Origin of the sequence: Limihaloglobus sulfuriphilus, assembly GCF_001999965.1 — a bacterium.
GTDB classification, from domain to species: domain Bacteria; phylum Planctomycetota; class Phycisphaerae; order Sedimentisphaerales; family Sedimentisphaeraceae; genus Limihaloglobus; species Limihaloglobus sulfuriphilus.
The window spans coordinates 3,566,226-3,582,955 of sequence record NZ_CP019646.1 but is presented as its reverse complement, the minus strand read 5'-3'; the positions used below and the strand labels follow the sequence as shown (position 1 = coordinate 3,582,955).

General features: G+C 45.5%; 13 protein-coding genes. 4 read left to right on the top strand and 9 right to left on the bottom strand.

The features are described 5' to 3' along the window. Positions 1 to 11: 11 nt before the first annotated feature. From mfd to mnmG, 4 genes are read left to right on the top strand one after another with little or no spacing between them, the layout of a single operon-like run. The gene (gene mfd / locus SMSP2_RS13740; RefSeq protein ID WP_146684604.1) at positions 12 to 3,299 is read left to right on the top strand and encodes a transcription-repair coupling factor; all 3,288 of its coding nucleotides are present in this window, start codon (positions 12 to 14) and stop codon (positions 3,297 to 3,299) included. Positions 3,300 to 3,351: 52 nt separating this feature from the next. Continuing rightward, a complete protein-coding gene (locus SMSP2_RS13735) occupies positions 3,352 to 4,509 on the top strand; it encodes a peptidylprolyl isomerase (protein ID WP_146684603.1) in 1,158 nt (385 codons plus the stop codon). Positions 4,510 to 4,516: 7 nt separating this feature from the next. Continuing rightward, complete coding sequence (acpS, locus tag SMSP2_RS13730; protein WP_146684602.1) at positions 4,517 to 4,930, top strand: holo-ACP synthase; 414 nt, start codon at positions 4,517 to 4,519, stop codon at positions 4,928 to 4,930. 23 nt (positions 4,931 to 4,953) lie between these two features. Beyond that, positions 4,954 to 6,792 (top strand): tRNA uridine-5-carboxymethylaminomethyl(34) synthesis enzyme MnmG, encoded by a 1,839-nt coding sequence (mnmG, locus tag SMSP2_RS13725; RefSeq protein ID WP_146684601.1) that lies wholly within the window; start codon positions 4,954 to 4,956, stop codon positions 6,790 to 6,792. Between the two features lie 118 nt (positions 6,793 to 6,910). Here the strand turns inward: mnmG and SMSP2_RS13720 are convergent, their stop codons facing one another. The 9 genes from SMSP2_RS13720 to SMSP2_RS13680 form a co-directional block, all read right to left on the bottom strand. Next, positions 6,911 to 7,516, bottom strand: a complete 606-nt coding sequence (locus SMSP2_RS13720) for a choice-of-anchor C family PEP-CTERM protein (protein ID WP_146684600.1) — start codon at positions 7,514 to 7,516, stop codon at positions 6,911 to 6,913. Between the two features lie 211 nt (positions 7,517 to 7,727). Continuing rightward, complete coding sequence (locus SMSP2_RS13715) at positions 7,728 to 8,312, bottom strand: DUF642 domain-containing protein (protein WP_146684599.1); 585 nt, start codon at positions 8,310 to 8,312, stop codon at positions 7,728 to 7,730. 1,071 nt (positions 8,313 to 9,383) lie between these two features. Continuing rightward, a complete protein-coding gene (locus SMSP2_RS13710) occupies positions 9,384 to 9,950 on the bottom strand; it encodes a choice-of-anchor R domain-containing protein (protein ID WP_146684598.1) in 567 nt (188 codons plus the stop codon). 216 nt (positions 9,951 to 10,166) lie between these two features. Beyond that, positions 10,167 to 11,213, bottom strand: coding sequence for a PEP-CTERM sorting domain-containing protein (locus tag SMSP2_RS13705; protein WP_146684597.1), 1,047 nt, complete (start codon positions 11,211 to 11,213; stop codon positions 10,167 to 10,169). 621 nt (positions 11,214 to 11,834) lie between these two features. Further along, positions 11,835 to 12,506 carry a PEP-CTERM sorting domain-containing protein gene (locus SMSP2_RS13700; RefSeq protein WP_146684596.1) on the bottom strand — a complete coding sequence of 224 codons (672 nt, stop codon included), beginning with the start codon at positions 12,504 to 12,506 and terminating at the stop codon, positions 11,835 to 11,837. A gap of 341 nt (positions 12,507 to 12,847) precedes the next feature. Next, positions 12,848 to 13,633, bottom strand: coding sequence for a PEP-CTERM sorting domain-containing protein (locus SMSP2_RS13695; protein ID WP_146684595.1), 786 nt, complete (start codon positions 13,631 to 13,633; stop codon positions 12,848 to 12,850). 251 nt (positions 13,634 to 13,884) lie between these two features. Further along, positions 13,885 to 14,772, bottom strand: coding sequence for a PEP-CTERM sorting domain-containing protein (locus SMSP2_RS13690; RefSeq protein ID WP_146684594.1), 888 nt, complete (start codon positions 14,770 to 14,772; stop codon positions 13,885 to 13,887). Between the two features lie 31 nt (positions 14,773 to 14,803). Then, entirely contained in the window at positions 14,804 to 15,466 is a 663-nt protein-coding gene (locus SMSP2_RS13685) for a PEP-CTERM sorting domain-containing protein (RefSeq protein ID WP_186804749.1), read from the bottom strand. Between the two features lie 380 nt (positions 15,467 to 15,846). After that, the gene (locus SMSP2_RS13680) at positions 15,847 to 16,392 is read right to left on the bottom strand and encodes a PEP-CTERM sorting domain-containing protein (protein WP_186804748.1); all 546 of its coding nucleotides are present in this window, start codon (positions 16,390 to 16,392) and stop codon (positions 15,847 to 15,849) included. Positions 16,393 to 16,730 lie beyond the last annotated feature (338 nt).

The window sequence follows — 16,730 nt, the reverse complement described above, 5'->3', positions numbered from 1 at the left end:
CGATATCTAAATTGAACTATGGCAGACTAAAATCTATTAACAAGCTCTGCCGCTCACTGAAAAAACAGGGTGAAAAGCCTGAGCTTTTTTTTGCGGAGGGATCATGGGGTTCGTTTCCTTCGCTTCTTGCTGACATTTTAAATACAAGCACCAAACGTGCGGTATGTATTATCAGCCCTCACATCGAAACATCGGAGAATCTCTGCGAAGATATGCCCGCACTTACCGGCCGCAGCGGAATATATTTTCCCGCATGGGAATCTGAGCCGGATCTAACCGAGTCAGCCGACGAAACCGGATCAGAGCGGATTTCCATCGCCCTCAAACTTGATGAGCTCAAATCAGGCGGCAAAGATAAACCGGCTATATTCACGCCCGTGCAGGCGCTTTGTCAGCCGCTGCCCTCTCCGGAGAGTCTGAAAAAATCTTCTTTGAATCTTTCCGTCGGCCAGAGCATTGAGTTTGAGCTGATCATTGAATGGCTTACGGACAGCGGATTTGAAAGCATTGACCGTGTCGATATTCCCGGCCAGTTTGCCCATCGCGGCGGTATAATAGATATTTTCTGCTCGAATACCCAGCTCAAGGGCGGCGGCCCGAAAACTGCGGGGATTGATTCTCCGCCTGTCAGGATAGAATTCTTCGGCGATGTTATCGAAAGCATCCGCCCCTTTGACCTTGACACACAGCTCTCCGGGGGAGATGTCGCCGCTGTGAGCATAACCCCGCCAACCCCTTCAACCAGCCTGGCAAAATCGATACAGATGCTCGAGCTGCTGGCTCGGGATACAATAATAATACTCCAGGAACCCGCTTCGGTGCAGGAAGTGGCAGAGCTTTTCTGTTCACGGCTCAGCGGCGTTGAGCTCTTTTCCTGGCGGCAGATCGCAGAAAAACTAAACGGCTTCGACACCGTTCATCTAAGCAGCTTCGGTTCCGGAGCCCCAAAATCGATACGCCTAAATGTTGAATCGGTACAGGAATACAAGACCGACTCGAAGGATTTCTTCTCCGGACACAAGGACACCCTGCAATCGCTTTACAAGAGAGCCGGCGAAGGAACAGATATTGAGTTTTTCTGCCGCAACGAGGCGGAGAGAAAACGTGTCAGCGAGATATTCACCGAACAAAAGCTGGTTTTACCGAAAAATTTCGCTCTTCGTGTCGGAGATATCTCTGCGGGATTTATTCTGCCGGAGATGCCGAAAATATTCATCGCCCATCATGAGGTTTTCGGCCAGTACTCGCTGAGACGGCGAATAAGGGCATCGCATCAGGGAATCCCGGTTGAAAGCCCGCTGGATTTGAAACCTCTCGACCTGGTTGTGCATTTGAGCTACGGCATCGGCAGGTACATGGGGATAACCGAGATGGATTCCGGCGGCGGCAAATCTGAATTTCTGACACTGAAATTCGCCGACGAAGTTACAATTCACGTGCCGGTAAAACACATTTCGCTTGTACATAAATATATCGGGGCTGCCGGAGCCGAGCCAAAGCTGAGCAAAATCGGTACCCGCAAATGGGAAAACCAGAAACAGAACGTTTCCGATTCGCTCAAAGATATGGCGGCGGAGCTTCTTGAATTACAGGCAAAGCGACAGGGCAACAGCGGCATCAGATTCGACCCTGATAACGACTGGCAGCTTGAATTCGAGGAGACCTTTCCATACCAGGAAACCGCAGACCAGATAACCGCCATTCATCAGATAAAAGAGGACATGATAACCGAGAGGCCGATGGACAGGCTTTTGTGCGGCGACGTAGGCTACGGCAAGACCGAACTGGCAATGCGTGCGGCGTTTAAGGCGGTTCAATCCGGAATGCAGGTAGCCCTGCTTGTGCCGACAACTGTGCTTTGTGCCCAGCACGGGCGCACCTTTGCCCAGAGGTTCGCGGACTATCCGGTATCAATAGGTGTTTTGAACAGGTTTACCACACCTCTTGAAAAACGGAGAATCATAAACGAAACTGCCCGCGGACAGCTCGACATTCTCATCGGCACTCACCGGATTTTGAGCAAGGACATCACATTTTCAAACCTCGGGCTGATTATAATCGATGAGGAGCAGCGATTCGGCGTCGCCCACAAGGAAAAGCTCAAAATGCTGCGGGCAAACGTTGATATACTTACGATGACTGCCACGCCAATACCGCGTACGCTGCATATGTCGCTTATCGGCCTGCGGGATATCAGCTCGCTGCAGACACCACCGCTCGACCGCAGAAGCATTACGACCGTGGTGGAACGGTACAGCGATGAGGCGGTAAAAAAGGCACTTCTGCGGGAACTGAGCAGAGAGGGCCAGGTGTATTTTCTTCATAACAGGGTAAAAGATATCGAAAAATACGCCAACCGGATATGCCGGCTTGTGCCGAACGCTTCAGTTGAAATCGCTCACGGACAGATGCCAAAGAGCAAGCTCGAAAAGGCAATGACAAAGTTCGTGCTGGGTAAGGCCGACATACTTGTAAGCACGACAATCATAGAATCCGGGCTGGATATCCCCAACGCCAACACGATAATCATCAACAATTCCGACAGATTCGGCCTCGCCCAGCTCCATCAGCTCCGGGGGCGTGTCGGCAGATACCGCAACAAGGCGTACGCCCACCTCCTAATACCGCCGGAGCGGCCAATCCGTCCGGTTGCCGCCCGCCGGCTCAAGGCGATAGAGGAATACTCACATCTGGGAGCTGGATTCAAGATAGCGCTTCGCGATTTGGAAATACGCGGCGCGGGCAACATACTTGGCCCCGAGCAGTCAGGGCACATAAACACCGTTGGCTTTGAGCTTTACAGCAGGCTGTTGAGCAATGCGGTCAAACAGCTAAAAGGAGAACCTGTAATAACATCACCGATGGCGGCAGTCAATCTCGGAATGCCCGACTACATACCCAGAAGCTATATCCCCTCAGATGCCCAGAGGATGGAAATATACCGTAAAATCGCTGAAAGCCCTGAAACAGAAGACCTTACAAGGCTTCACGAGCAGCTCAAGGACATTTACGGCCCCGTTCCGGTTCAGGTTAGAAGGATAATTGACACCGCCCAGATAAGGCTGCTGGCCTCGAAGTGGCAAATAAAGAGCATAACACTTTCAGGAAACAGCGTTGTGTTCACTTTTCCGCGTAATAATCCAAGAACGGTATCCGATTCGGGCGGACTCTTTGCCAGAACTTCAGCAAAGGTAAAGATAATCGACCCCTACACAATTCATCTTGAATTTAAGCCTGCCGCGATGGAGCCGGAGACTCTTATCAGTATTTTGAGAAAAATTCTTAGCCAAAAACGCTAAAAAGCATATAATATGTCCCAAATTTAATGAAATATATCCCAAGGAATTTATTATGTCGCGAATTATCTTAAAATGTTTACTGCTGTCCTTAGCTGTTTTGACCGCGTTTGGTATCTCCGGCTGTAAGAAAGACCAGAAATACACAGACCAAGAGCTCAAAAACCTGCCGTATTCAAAGCGGACAGACCTGCCCAAACCGACCGGCAGCCTGACAATCGCGGTTAAGGACGAGGTCATAAGCTCGGACGAAATAGTAAGGGAATTTTTGCAGAATATAAACACAACTGCCCTGCCTGAAGATCCAGACCTCCAGGAGTTCCGCAAACAGGCAAGACCGTTTATAGACATGATAACCGATCAGAAGATTGGAGATATTCTCTTGTATTCAGCCGCGAAGGCCTCTGTGCCGGCGGAGATATTTGAAGATGAGGGCAAACTGGACAAAGCGGTTGAACATGAGCGGAAAAAATTTGTAGCCAATAACGGCGGCAACTATTACAAAGCACAGCAGGTACTTGAGAGAAACGGATTTACCTGGAAAACGTTCAGGGATTATCAGAAACGAATGATGGTAATACAAAGTTACCTGGGCGAAAAACTCATTTTTAATGAAAAAGTCTCCCGCGATGAAGTTGTAGAAATGTATATGGAAACAAGGGATGAGCTGTTCCCCTTAGAGACCTTCATCGAGTTCAACATGGCACACATAAAGGCCGACGAATTCAGAAAAGAGGGTGTTGAAAACCCAAAACAAAAGGCGCTCGAGACGGCCAAAGAGATATACCACAGAGCGGTCAGCGGCGAGGACTTTGAAAAACTCGTTACTGAAATGTCAAACGGCATCAAGGCCGAATCCGGCGGCTACTGGAAGCTCAACGAGATTGGCTCGCTTGCAGAACCGTATAACGCTATTGATGATGAGCTGGCAAGGCTCGACGCGGGCGAGATTTCCCGTATCATTGAGAAAGGCGACAATGTATTCATACTCAAGATGAAACAGAAACAGCTCGAAGAATACACACCTCTTGATGATGTTTACGGACGGCTGGAATCGATGATACTTGAAAAAAGGCGAAACGAGGCAATTCAGGAATATACACAGAACCTGATAAAGCAGTCCAATATTCAGGGTGTCGAATCATTCAAAATGTTCTGCGCAGACCAGGCTTATGTAATAATCACGTCAATCCAGTCTGCCCGCAGCCGGTAAGACCTGTATGTCATCTTTAAACGACAAACTCAAAATATATCACGGAATAGACCTGACATCTATCTCCAGGATACAGTCCATGCTCGAGAAGCACGGTGAGCATTTCAAGAAAAAGGTCTTTACGCCGGCAGAGATTGAATATGCCGGAAAATCAAAAAAAACCGCCCAAACGTTCGCGGCACGTTTCGCCGCCAAAGAGGCCGTACTCAAACTGCTCAGAACCGGTCTGCGGGACGGATTGAAATGGACGGATATCGAAATCACAAACGATCATCTCGGCGCGCCTTCGGTAACCCTGTCTGGCAGGGCACTTGAGCTGGCCGGGCAGATGGGTATCTGCCAAGTGTCAATAAGCATTACCCATGACCAGGGCTTCGCGGCGGCAACCGCCATCGCTATAGCCGCTGTTGAAAATTTATAAATATAACTCACAAAACAAAACACATGCCTGATAAACAACATTATGAATGCATCGTAATAGGCGGCGGACACGCCGGCGCCGAAGCGGCAGACGCCGCGGCGAGGATGGGTGCGCAGACACTGCTTATTACAATGAAGTTTGAAAATATATGCGAGATGAGCTGCAACCCCTCTATCGGGGGGCTGGGCAAGGGCCAGATTACCCGGGAAATCGATGCCCTTGGCGGACTTATGGCAAGGGCGATAGACGCAAGCGGTTTGCAGTTCCGCCTGCTTAACCGTTCAAAGGGCCCGGCGGTTCAATCCCCGCGGGCGCAGGCGGATAAAATAAAATACAAGCAGACGATACAGAGCTATCTTGCCGACCGGAAAAACCTCACTATCGCCGAGGGTATCGCATCTGAGATTTTAACCGAAAACAGCAAAGTCATCGGCGTTAAAACCCTTGACGGCAGGGTGTTCCGCGGCGAAACGGCAGTTATTACAGCCGGCACATTCCTTCGCGGAGTGATGCACATCGGCACCGAACAGATAGCCGGCGGCAGACGCGGCGAGCCGGCGAGCAACGAGCTGAGCGACTGCCTGCGAAAACTCGGGCTTACCGTTGAGCGGCTCAAGACCGGCACGCCGGTAAGGGTGGATACAAAGACGGTGAACTTTTCCAGAACGCAGATACAGCCCGGCGACGAAAAACCTGTGCCGTTTTCCTTTATGAACGATTCGATAGACACCGAGCAGATTCCCTGCTGGATAACCTTTACAAACCCCGATGTCCATAAACTACTGCGGGACAATCTCGAGCGAGCGCCGCTTTATACCGGCCAGATCGGCTCTACCGGCCCGCGTTACTGCCCGAGTATAGAGACCAAAATCGTCCGGTTTCCAGAGAAAGATAAGCACCAGATTTTCCTCGAGCCCGAAGACCGCTCACAGGCAACAATATATCCCAACGGCATAAGCACTTCTGTACCCAAAGACGTTCAGGAAAAGATGCTCTCGCTGATACCCGGGCTTGAAAATGCACGGATAGTTCACTACGGCTACGCCATCGAATACGACTACTGCCCTGCGGAGACGCAGCTGAAAATCAACCTGGAAACCAAGAAAATAGACGGCCTGTTCCTCGCCGGCCAGGTAAACGGAACCAGCGGCTACGAAGAAGCCGCGGCACTGGGGCTGATGGCGGGGGTAAACGCCGTTTTGAAAACACGCGGCAGCGAGCCGTTTACACTCGGCCGCCATCAGGCGTATATTGGTGTGATGATTGATGATTTGCTGACGCGGCACCTCGTCGAGCCGTACAGGATGTTTACCTCACGGGCGGAGTACCGCCTTTCATTACGGGCTGACAATGCCGACAGGCGGCTCACCGGCCTGGGTATTGAGCTTGGACTCGTGGAGAAGGCCCGGGAAAAACGATTTACAGAAAAAATCCAGACTATCGCAGAGATCGAAAACTGGCTTAAGCACACCAGACGCGGCGGCTCATCACTATGGCAGCTGCTAAGACAGCACCAGCACCCGCTTGGCGAGAACCTCGCAGATGAGGACTTCATCAAAGAATTAGCCCCCAGACCCGAGATACTCGAATCGGTGCTTATTGATGCCAGATACCAGGGCTATCTAAAAAAACAACAGAAACTTATAGACAGTTTCAGGAACATTGAGAACATAAAAATACCCCCTGCTTTTGATTATTATAATGTTTCGCATCTGCGTTACGAAGCCAAAGAGCGGCTAACAGAAATCAAACCGGATAACCTCGGCCAGGCCGGACGCATCGGCGGAATCACCCCGGCGGATATCACCGTAATACAGATACACCTCAAAAAGCAGCGGGCTGCCGCTCAAAGACAAAGGTAAAACGCGACAAAAAGACAACATTAAATCCCGTATTAAAACCGGTATATTCGCGCATGAACAAGGGCAGGTTTTTAAAAGCCTGCCCTTGTTTTATCTTATGAATCTTGTCTAACGACTATTAGCTCAATTTCCTGCGAAGCAGAATACCGCCAAGGCCCAGAAGCAGCATCGTAGCCGGCTCTGGAACCAGGTTTACATCGACATTGTCAATTGCCGGCCCGCATGCCCCGGTAGTCAGGCTCTGAAATACAATCCATGTCGTTGTATTTGTTGCAGTGAACTGCCAGCTTTTGTCTGTCCAGCCCATATTGGTAAAATCGGTATTTGACGCATCAAAGCTGAAATCGTAAGAAGCATTGTATGCCCCGTTAGCCGTATCTGCAACGCCAAGACGAAGGTCCTTGGTATCAGGGGCCAGCTCGGGGTTACCCGCCAGATCAAACGTAACTTTGTAAAGTCCGCCAACCTGTGTAGCAATAGACTGGGCAATCTTGCCGGGGCCAGAAGCGTTCATGTCAACGCTCTGATCCAGATCTGAGGCAACCCAGTAATCGTCGATCAAGTCAACTCCTGCCAATACCTGCCACGGCCCCATTGGTCCGGCTATATCCGCAGTGTAATCACCGCTGATGTCAGGATCCTCGAATGAGCCGTTGACTATCAGACCTGCGTTTGCGTACAAAACCACACAGGACACAACTGTAATTAAAACCATTTTTTTCATCAGTATTTTTCCCTCTTTTTTAACCCTCTGCGGTGCACAATATCAATCTCTTTCCCGCGTTTACTGCATTTCAACGAAGGTTTAAATTTATTAACAGGATTAAATCTGCAATCTGAAATTTCAAATCTCAAATATTCTTATCTTGTTTATCCTGTTAATCCTGTCTATTTACTTTTAAATTTAGAAAATTCGTGAATTTTCTCTACAATTCTTATTTCTTCCTGCGAAGCAGAAGGCCGCCAAGAGCAAATATCAGCATCGTTGCCGGCTCGGGAACCAGCTCTACATCAACCAGGTCTATGCCGGCACCTGTATCGCCGCTGACATTGCTTTCAAAAATCACCCAGGTCGCAGCACCGGTAGCGGTAAACTCAAATTCTTTGTAAGTCCAGTCACTGGATGAGGTAACATCAACATTTTCGAATTCGGTATAGTTGCCGTCGGAAGTTTCAGCAACGCCAACTGTGAAAGCGTAGTCTCTGTCCAAAGACCAGTAGGTTACTTTGTAGATTTGGTTTTCAACGGTTGCTATCTCCTGGCCTATCTTGCCGCCAAGATTTAAGCCGTTGAGGCTGAGCCGCTGGGATCCATCGTGAATGGTTCCCTGTCTTACAAGGTCAACCTCACCCGAGATTACCAGCCATTCGCCCGCGTCATCAATAGTTTCACCTTCATCAAACTGCGTAAAGCTGTTATTTGCTATAACTGGAGCTTCAAATGAACCGTTAAGGATTAACCCCGCGCCCGCGCTGATAGTAAGGCAGACAATAATCAACACAATCAATAAATTTCTCATTTTCTCACTTTTCCTTTCGAAAAAACTTTTACAATCTCTTATGTATCATCATAAACATTATGATGTCACATTACAATAAAATATTTTTTATTTTTACAAAAACAGTACAGACAACAGTTTAGGCAGAGACATACGCGTATCACACGCAACGGAACCCGCAGCGTTTAAACACAATGCGCACGCACAAAACACCCGTTATCGCCCGCGAGCAAAAGAGTCAAAGCCGCCGCGGAGGCGAAAACGGCAGAACTGTATCTGTTCCGCTAACTATATTCAGTTTTAAACTTCTTTCAAAAAGAGCGTTTACACTAACGTTTCTTTCTGACATGCAAGAAAACCAGAGGGGCTTTAAAACCAGCCCCTCAAGGCTTCTTACGTAATACTTCTTTTAAGCCCATAAGGACTTACTTTCACAAGAGCGTCTGCCGGGGCTCAAAATCCCGCCGCAGCTTATCACCAGCTTTAAATACATTGCCCAAATGCTGCTTAGTGAGGCCTTTTGTCGCGGCGGTTCAAACCGCAGGCAGATCGTTATTTTATTTTCAAATCTATTGGACAGGATTACCCGTCACTTGTTTTTCTAAATATTAGAAAAGTGAAACAAGTGACGGGCTATTTGTATTTTAAATTCGTAATTCTTAATTTCTAATTTCCAACCATGAAGTTATTGAAGTTTTTATTTTATTTACTTCATGCCCTTCATGCTCTTCATGGTAAAAGTTTGTTCTTTTTTTCTCAGTGCCCTCTGTGTACTCTGTGGTTTAACTTTTTTTACCACGGAGGACACGGAGATCACAGAGATAAATCTCAAATTTAATTCTTTTTGACAGGATTTACAGGATTAAATTTGTAATCTAAAATTTCAAATCTCAAATATTCTTATCTTGTCAATCGGGTCTATTTACTTTTTAATTTAGAAAATTCGTGAATTTTCTCTACAATTCTTAATTACTAATTTTTTTTGACAGGATTACCCGTCACTTGTTTTTCTAAATATTAGAAAAGTGAAACAAGTGACGGGTTAATCATGTCTATTTGTATTTCAATTCGTAATTCCTAATTCGTAATTGATTAAGCTCTGCGTCTTGTTACATTCAGCACAAGCCCGCCAAGACCCAGGATAAGCATCGTCGCCGGCTCAGGAACGGTGTCCAGCTCAATCTTCATTGCACCGAGGAAAGGGTCTGACGAGTAGTCTATCTTGTCTCTGATCGCCCAGCCAGCCTGTGAGGCGTTGTTTGTTAAGTCAACACCTGCGTAAAAACCTGAAACAAATACCCAGTAACTTGTATTTGCTGATAGAGCAACACCGGAATTGTTGACAAATTCGTTCGTCCCGTTGTAAATAGTGTCACCTGTTGTAAAATCACCGAGCTTTGTTGAACGGTCATTAGCATAAATAGACAAGGTTCCGCCCTCGGAAGAGAAAGATGCCGCTGTGCCATGGATATCAAATGCAACTCTAACAGTTTTGATTGTTTCCGGGTTGGAATCAACCGTGAACTGCTGAGTTACCGTAAATCCCCAAGTGTTAGCCCAGACGTCAGTAGTATTGTCTATGTTGGAGCATACTACCGCAGATTGCGCCGTTGCTGCCGCGATTAAAATTGCCACTGCGATAAAAAGTGTTTTTCTCATAGGTCGTTTTCCTTCAAATAGTTTCTGTTTACATTTTCTGGTTTTCGCATGTCAGGCATCCTGCCTGATATTTGGTAATGGCAAGCTGGAAGCTTGCCCTGCTTATTATTCTTAATTTTAGCGGACAGGATTTACAGGATTAGTTTTTATTTATTAAAATCTTGTTTATCTTGTTAATCATGTCTATTTGCATTTCAATTCGTAATTCGTAATTGATTAAGCTCTGCGTCTTGTTACATTCAGCACAAGCCCGCCAATACCCAGAATTATCATCGTCGCCGGCTCGGGGACTATTGTCCAGCCCATATCTGCCATCATTGCCCATTCGATTTCGTTAGGCTCGCGAGGCGAGATCCCTGTACTTACATATGGACTCATCAGGCTGCCCGGATACACTGATCCGGCGTCATAGTTCAGGTGCGAAAGGCTCGAGCCGGGGAGATATTCAGTCGGGGCGAATATCTGAACAAGCTCACCATCGTTTGCGGCAACCGCATTCTCTCCGTCCCAGTAGAGGCTCGTAGAATCTCCTTCGTCGGCCTGAACATCTACATTGGTCTGCTCGTCCCAGCTTACAGCTACCTGCGGCCTTTCGCCGTCGTCGTCAACAAAATTCAAATCCCAGGCGCTAAGCCCCCGCTGCTGCCAGCTTTCACTGTCACCAGCGGTTCCAAACTGGTTAAGATTCAGATTATAAGAAGATGAAAAGCCCACTAAATGACCAAGTTCATGGGTAACTGTGCCCCGAAAATCTATCTCGTCATCCGCAGGCTGCTCAGAGCCGAAATTCCAGCCGGCAATCGGCGAGACATAATCAGGTTGGTCCTCCGGTTTGTAATCTGAAGCCGCGTCAATATCGTATACAATCAGAGCGTCAGGCCCGCTGATTGTATAATTATTCTCATGGCGCCAGACATATTCGGTCATGCTGGCACTGTACGTGCCGTTATAATAAACGCTGCTGCCGGCACCGCCGAGTTGTGCACCTTCAAGGTTCTGCCAGTAAATATGCAGGTTTAACTGACGCGGAGCGGTATTAGCAATGTTCGAGGCCCAGGTCATTATGCCCGCCTCAACGTCCTGTTTCTGGGTATCCGTCCAGTCCGCCGCTCCGACATAACCGTAGCCGCCATCATCGTTCTGGTTATAAAAATGGCACGCAAACGGGCCGTAATTAACAATATCCACGGCAAATGCGCCGGCGGAAAATACCAGCATTACAATAGCCGCTTTAGAGAGTCTGCTGCTTATTCGTGTTCTCAAATCAATCTCTTTCTTGTAGTTCTTGTTTAGTTTTTATATCCGCAGATTGCGCTGATTTTCGCGGATTTGTTAAATTCTTAATTTTAAACTTTTTGTTCTTCGTAGGTCGGGCTTCCAGCCCGACACAAAGGCGACAGGCAGGGATGCCTGTCCTACATAAATCTTAACTTTTTCAATCTGAGAAAATTCGTGAATTTACTCTACAATTCTTAATATTCTTCTTGTCAGATTTCAGTATAGTTACCGCTAACGTTTCTTTCTGACATGCAAGAAAACCAGAGAGGCTTTAAAACCAGCCCCTCAAGGCTTCTTACGTAATACTTCTTTTAAGCCCATAAGGACTTACTTTCACAAGAGCGTCTGCCGGGGCTCAAATCCCGCCGCAGCTTATCACCAGCTTTAAATACATTGCCCAAATGCTGCTTAGTGAGGCTTTTTGTCGCGGCGGTTCAAACCGCAGGCAGATCGTTATTTTATAATTAATTAGGAATTAGGAATGTAGAATTAAGAATTGCGGCATTCGTCACTTGTTCTTTTTTGGCTTTGCCAACAAGTGACGAAGAACTTCGCTTCGCTCATAGTTGTTATATTCGTAATCCCTAATTCGTAATTCGTAATTGATTAAGCATTTCTGCGTCTTGTAGCACTTAGAATCAGTCCGCCAAGGCCGAAGATTACCATCGTTGCAGGCTCGGGGATCAGCTCTACATTGTCCCAGCCGGCAGCACCGGGATAGCTGAGAGTATCATCAGAGATTAGCCGCAAGGCTACATCATCAACGCTGTCTGCGATTGATATTGTTTCCGTTGTCCAGGCACCGGTTGCAATAGATACTTCTACAGCGTTTTCCCAAGTCTGACCGCCGTCAAGGCTTACCTGATAAGCCATATATCCGTCCGCGTAATCTTCTGCTATTGCATAGTCAAATGTAATCTCAACACCTGTGTATGCGCTGATATCCACACTGTCAAACTCTAAATAGAAATCGGTAGGATTTACTGTTACCCCAGCGGTATATTCTGCATAATCTGCAAGTTTCCTTATACCCCAGAAATCACTGTCATCTGCGGCGGTTAAGGTATTAGTGGCATCAGAATCTATAGGTACAAGATCCGTAACGCCCCAATTCATGAAGAAAAATCCTGAAATTTCTTCATGGCCGATACTCTCATCCGGTACCGCGGTAAAATCCCATCCCGCATCGTCAAAATTCTGCTCTGTGATCAAAGCAGCGTTGACACTAACCGCCGCCAGGGCAGCAAAAATCAGTAATAGTATGTTTGTTTTTTTCATAATTAAATTCCTTTCGAATTCCGGGCTTGTTTCGCCCGCTTGTTAAATTTTCCCTTTTCCGCGGCAATCCCATTCACCGTGGAAAACTTACTTTATACGTTATTTACTTTTTTTAATCCGCAGATTTCGCAGATTTTCGCGGATTCGTTAAATTCCTAATTCTCAACCATGAAGATATTGAAGTTATTGAAGTTTTTTTATTTTATTTACTTCATGTCCTTCATGCTCTTCATGGTAAATGAATTCTGGTTTATTTAGTTTTTAAATCTGCGATGATCTGCGTAATCTGCGGATTATCTTATTTCTTATTTTTTCAATTCGTAATTCGTAATTCGTAATTTTTATTTCTTCCTGCGAAGCATCAGTCCGCCAAGGCCGAGAAACGCCATTGTCATTGGCTCTGGAACCGTGGTTTCTAAATTGAAAGCGATGTTGTCCACATAGTAATCACTGTCAGCATCGTAACCATAAAAATCTATCCCCAGGAGACCGTCATAATAGGTGAAACCATCGCTTGAACCTAAAGAGAGAACCTCGACGTCATCAAGTTTCATGGTGTATGTTCCATCATCAATATTCAAAACCTGCTCAACAGTAACCCATTGATTAAAGACAACATTTTCAGATTCTGTATAATTATTAATATCACCAATATAATAATAGATACCGCTCTTATTTGTATTACCAGTTCCGTCCTTACCGTATTCAATTTCAATAGACCAATCGTTAGAGTTTAAGTTTGATGATTGTACATTCCAATAGGCATATCCATTTCCTGCATATATATCATAGCTGATATTAACTGTGCCGGTAGCGGTTGTCGCGGCTGTAGTCCAATCAATCTCTTGTATATTCGTTAAAGAACCAAGATAAAGTAACATATCATCCTGATTGGCCAGATACATAGTCTCGCCTGAACTGCCCGCTGCAGGGTCATCAGCAATGTTTGCATCGTAAGTGCCCCCGGGATTGTTACCCCAGGTTGTTAAACGCCCGCCAATCTGGTCTGCCGCGTTGTTGGTACCAACAGCAGCACCTTCAAAATCTATGGAAGTATTCGCGGCGACGCATACACCCGTTAACATCGTTGCTACTGCCAAGCATATTGTAATTACATTCATTTTCATCTTTGTTTGCTCTCTTTCTTTGTTGAAATTTAATAAAAATTTTGTCTCTTTGTATTTCAATTCTTAATTCCTAATTCCTAATTTCTACCATGAAGTTATTGAAGTTTTTATTTTATTTACTTCATGTCCTTCATGCTCTTCATGGTAAATGAATTCTGGTTTATTTAGTTTTTAAATCTGCGATGATCTGCGTAATCTGCGGATTATCTTATTTCTTATTTTTTCAATTCGTAATTCGTAATTCGTAATTTCTATTTCTTCCTGCGAAGCATCAGCCCGCCAAGACCGAAGATTATCGCCGTTGCCGGCTCGGGGACGATTGTAAGCTCACCGTCTTCTACCTGATAATCCACGTCTTCAGTGAGCGCAGAATAATCTACATAATCCGAGCCATCCCAGAGATTGAGGTTTATGGTTGAATCATTGAAGGCAGTAATATTCACCAGAAAGCTGCTCATATTATCCTCGAAACCCCAGCCAAGTGCTAAAGTCCCGGAAAGGCCTACGTTAATTGCAAATGTCCCTCCATAGGCATAGATATTTTCTGCATCAACTATTCCGTCTTCTATGGTCATAGAGGAGGAATTGTTATCATGATAAATCGCAGATGCTGATACAGTACCGCTGCCTGTGATTGTAAGGCTGCTGCCTTCAGCATTGAAAGAATCATTCATACGAATTCTTCCAGCCAACACGTCTCCGCCGTGAACGGTCATAATTCCCTGAGACTGATATCCTACCTGCAAGCCCTCAGTAACGCTAAGAGACGCTCCGTTTGAGACAGATAACTCTCCGCTATCAAACTTACCCACGGCAAAAATGTTAGTGTTTGTAAAATCTGTACTGCTTCCAGCAAGAACCATTTCACCCTCGCCGTTATTGCCTACATTAGTATTATAAACCGTTCCAGAACCGCCGTCGCCGGTAAGTTTGCCCCAGCTGTTGTATCCAATCTGCAATTCGTCGTCTGAGTCAACATCAGACCAATCATCTATTGCATAAGGACTAGTCTCATTATCTCCGTCCCAGTCTTTCATTGCATTGCTGCCTTCGAACGTGTACGCACTGAAGGCGGGGGCTGCAAGAAGCAAAGCGATTAGCACAGACAAACACATCAAATTCCTTAAATAATACATCATTTTTGTTCTCCTTGTAAAAAAGTTTTAAGTTTTATGTTCGTCTGCGGCGGATAAAGAGTCCGCCAAGGCCGAAGATTATCGCCGTTGCCGGCTCGGGGGTGATGGTTACAGAATTGATATCAAAATATGCATCCGGTCCTGTGGTCATCAACGTTAGAGTTGGGCTGCCGGAAACGCTATACTGCCCAAGGTAATCAGCAAAGTACGTTTCGGGAGATACGTAAGAGGTGTCTGAATAATCTAATGTTACTCCGGATAACAAAAAGTAATCAGTAATAATGGGATCAATGTTGTTGCCATCAAGCGTGGTTAGATTTAAGTCATCAGTTTCATATGCATTTACACTTATATCGAGGCCATTACTGTTAACAATAACATTTTCTTGCGGATCGTTAGAAGCGCCATTTGGCCTTTGGTAAGTTCCTGATAAGCCTGAACCATAAATGTCGAGATATAAAGGGTCATCACTTGTATTTGCTGAAAACCACGAGTTGTACGTATCATCAAAGGTATCATTATTCGACTCTGTTCTCGAACCATTTAGAACGAAAGAAAAATCATAAGTAGAACCTGAATTATAACCCAAACCGCTGCCATCTGCCATTGCGGTAAGGGTGATTGTATAATCGGGGTTTGCCAGCGCTGCCGAACAGATTGCTATTACTACTGCTAAACACATTGTCGTTAAATTCATTTTCATCCTGGTTAGCTCACTTTCCTTTCTTGAAATTAAATAAAATTTTGTCTCTTTGTATTTCAATTCGTAATTCTTAGTTTCTAATTTCAACCATGAAGATATTGAAGATATTGAAGATATTGAAGTTTTTATTTTATTTACTTCATGCCCTTCATGCTCTTCATGGTAAAAGTTTGTTCTTTTTTTCTCAGTGCCCTCTGTGTACTCTGTGGTTTAACTTTTTTTTACCACGGAGGACACGGAGATCACGGAGATAAATCTCATATTTAAATTCTTTTTGACAGGATTACCCGTCACTTGTTTTTCTAAATATTAGAAAAGTGAAACAAGTGACGGGTTATTTGCATTTCAATTCGTAACTCGTAATTCGTAATTGATTACGCTTTGCGTCTTGTTACATTCAGCACAAGCCCGCCAAGGCCAAAGATAACCATCGTTGCCGGCTCGGGGACTACAACGCTGCCTGCGGCAGAATTGCCAAAGTAAACTATGTTTTCATCAGAATCTGCAATAGCACTTCCGGTAGTATCAATACCTTCTACGTTAAGAGTAACATTATCAGGACCAGTGTATTTAAACTGGATCAGCATACCATTTACACCGTTTGCATCTAACGCCGTGCCAAAAGACGTTTTTTCACCGTCCCAATTTACTGCCCATGTTGTATCGAAATCCCCAAAAACAAAATTACTCAGAGTGACACCACTGCTTTCAGTTGAAATTTTTATGGCAAATTCCGTAAGATTATCGTTTAATGCTGAGTACTCTACATAATCCCACTCGGCCGGTGCTGTGGTATCCCAGTTAAGGTCAACCGTGTAGTCTCCGCCTCCGTCCGGGCCTGTAAAGCTCCAGTACAGAAACCCCGCTTGTGCCGCTGATACGGCTAATAAAATTGTAAGTGCTGTGAGTGTCTTTTTCATAATAAAATCCTTTCGAATTTTGGGCCGTTTGCCCATTTGTTAAAATTTTCCCTTTTCCGCGGCAATCCCATTCACCGTGGAAAACTTATTTACTTTTTTTACAGGCATTAGGCAATAGGCAATAGGCATTAGTTTTCTGCTGCTCTGCCGCCGGCCGTGCCTGTAAGATAACTATTTACTTTTTATATCCGCAGATTACGCAGATTTTCGCGGATTTTTTAAATTCTTAATTCTCAACCATGAAGTTATTGAAGTTATTGAAGTTTTTAGTTTATTTACTTCATGTCCTTCATGCTCTTCATGGTAAATTAATTCTGGTTTATTTAATTTTCAATCTG

Bases quoted from the DNA above. Each gene is read 5' to 3' on its own strand.
- SMSP2_RS13735 (WP_146684603.1), top strand. From the start codon at position 3,352: ATGTCGCGAATTATCTTAAAATGTTTACTGCTGTCCTTAGCTGTTTTG.
- acpS (WP_146684602.1), top strand. From the start codon at position 4,517: ATGTCATCTTTAAACGACAAACTCAAAATATATCACGGAATAGACCTG.
- mnmG (WP_146684601.1), top strand. From the start codon at position 4,954: ATGCCTGATAAACAACATTATGAATGCATCGTAATAGGCGGCGGACAC.
- SMSP2_RS13720 (WP_146684600.1), bottom strand. From the start codon at position 7,516: ATGAAAAAAATGGTTTTAATTACAGTTGTGTCCTGTGTGGTTTTGTAC.
- SMSP2_RS13715 (WP_146684599.1), bottom strand. From the start codon at position 8,312: ATGAGAAATTTATTGATTGTGTTGATTATTGTCTGCCTTACTATCAGC.
- SMSP2_RS13710 (WP_146684598.1), bottom strand. From the start codon at position 9,950: ATGAGAAAAACACTTTTTATCGCAGTGGCAATTTTAATCGCGGCAGCA.
- SMSP2_RS13700 (WP_146684596.1), bottom strand. From the start codon at position 12,506: ATGAAAAAAACAAACATACTATTACTGATTTTTGCTGCCCTGGCGGCG.
- SMSP2_RS13695 (WP_146684595.1), bottom strand. From the start codon at position 13,633: ATGAAAATGAATGTAATTACAATATGCTTGGCAGTAGCAACGATGTTA.
- SMSP2_RS13690 (WP_146684594.1), bottom strand. From the start codon at position 14,772: ATGATGTATTATTTAAGGAATTTGATGTGTTTGTCTGTGCTAATCGCT.
- SMSP2_RS13685 (WP_186804749.1), bottom strand. From the start codon at position 15,466: ATGAATTTAACGACAATGTGTTTAGCAGTAGTAATAGCAATCTGTTCG.
- SMSP2_RS13680 (WP_186804748.1), bottom strand. From the start codon at position 16,392: ATGAAAAAGACACTCACAGCACTTACAATTTTATTAGCCGTATCAGCG.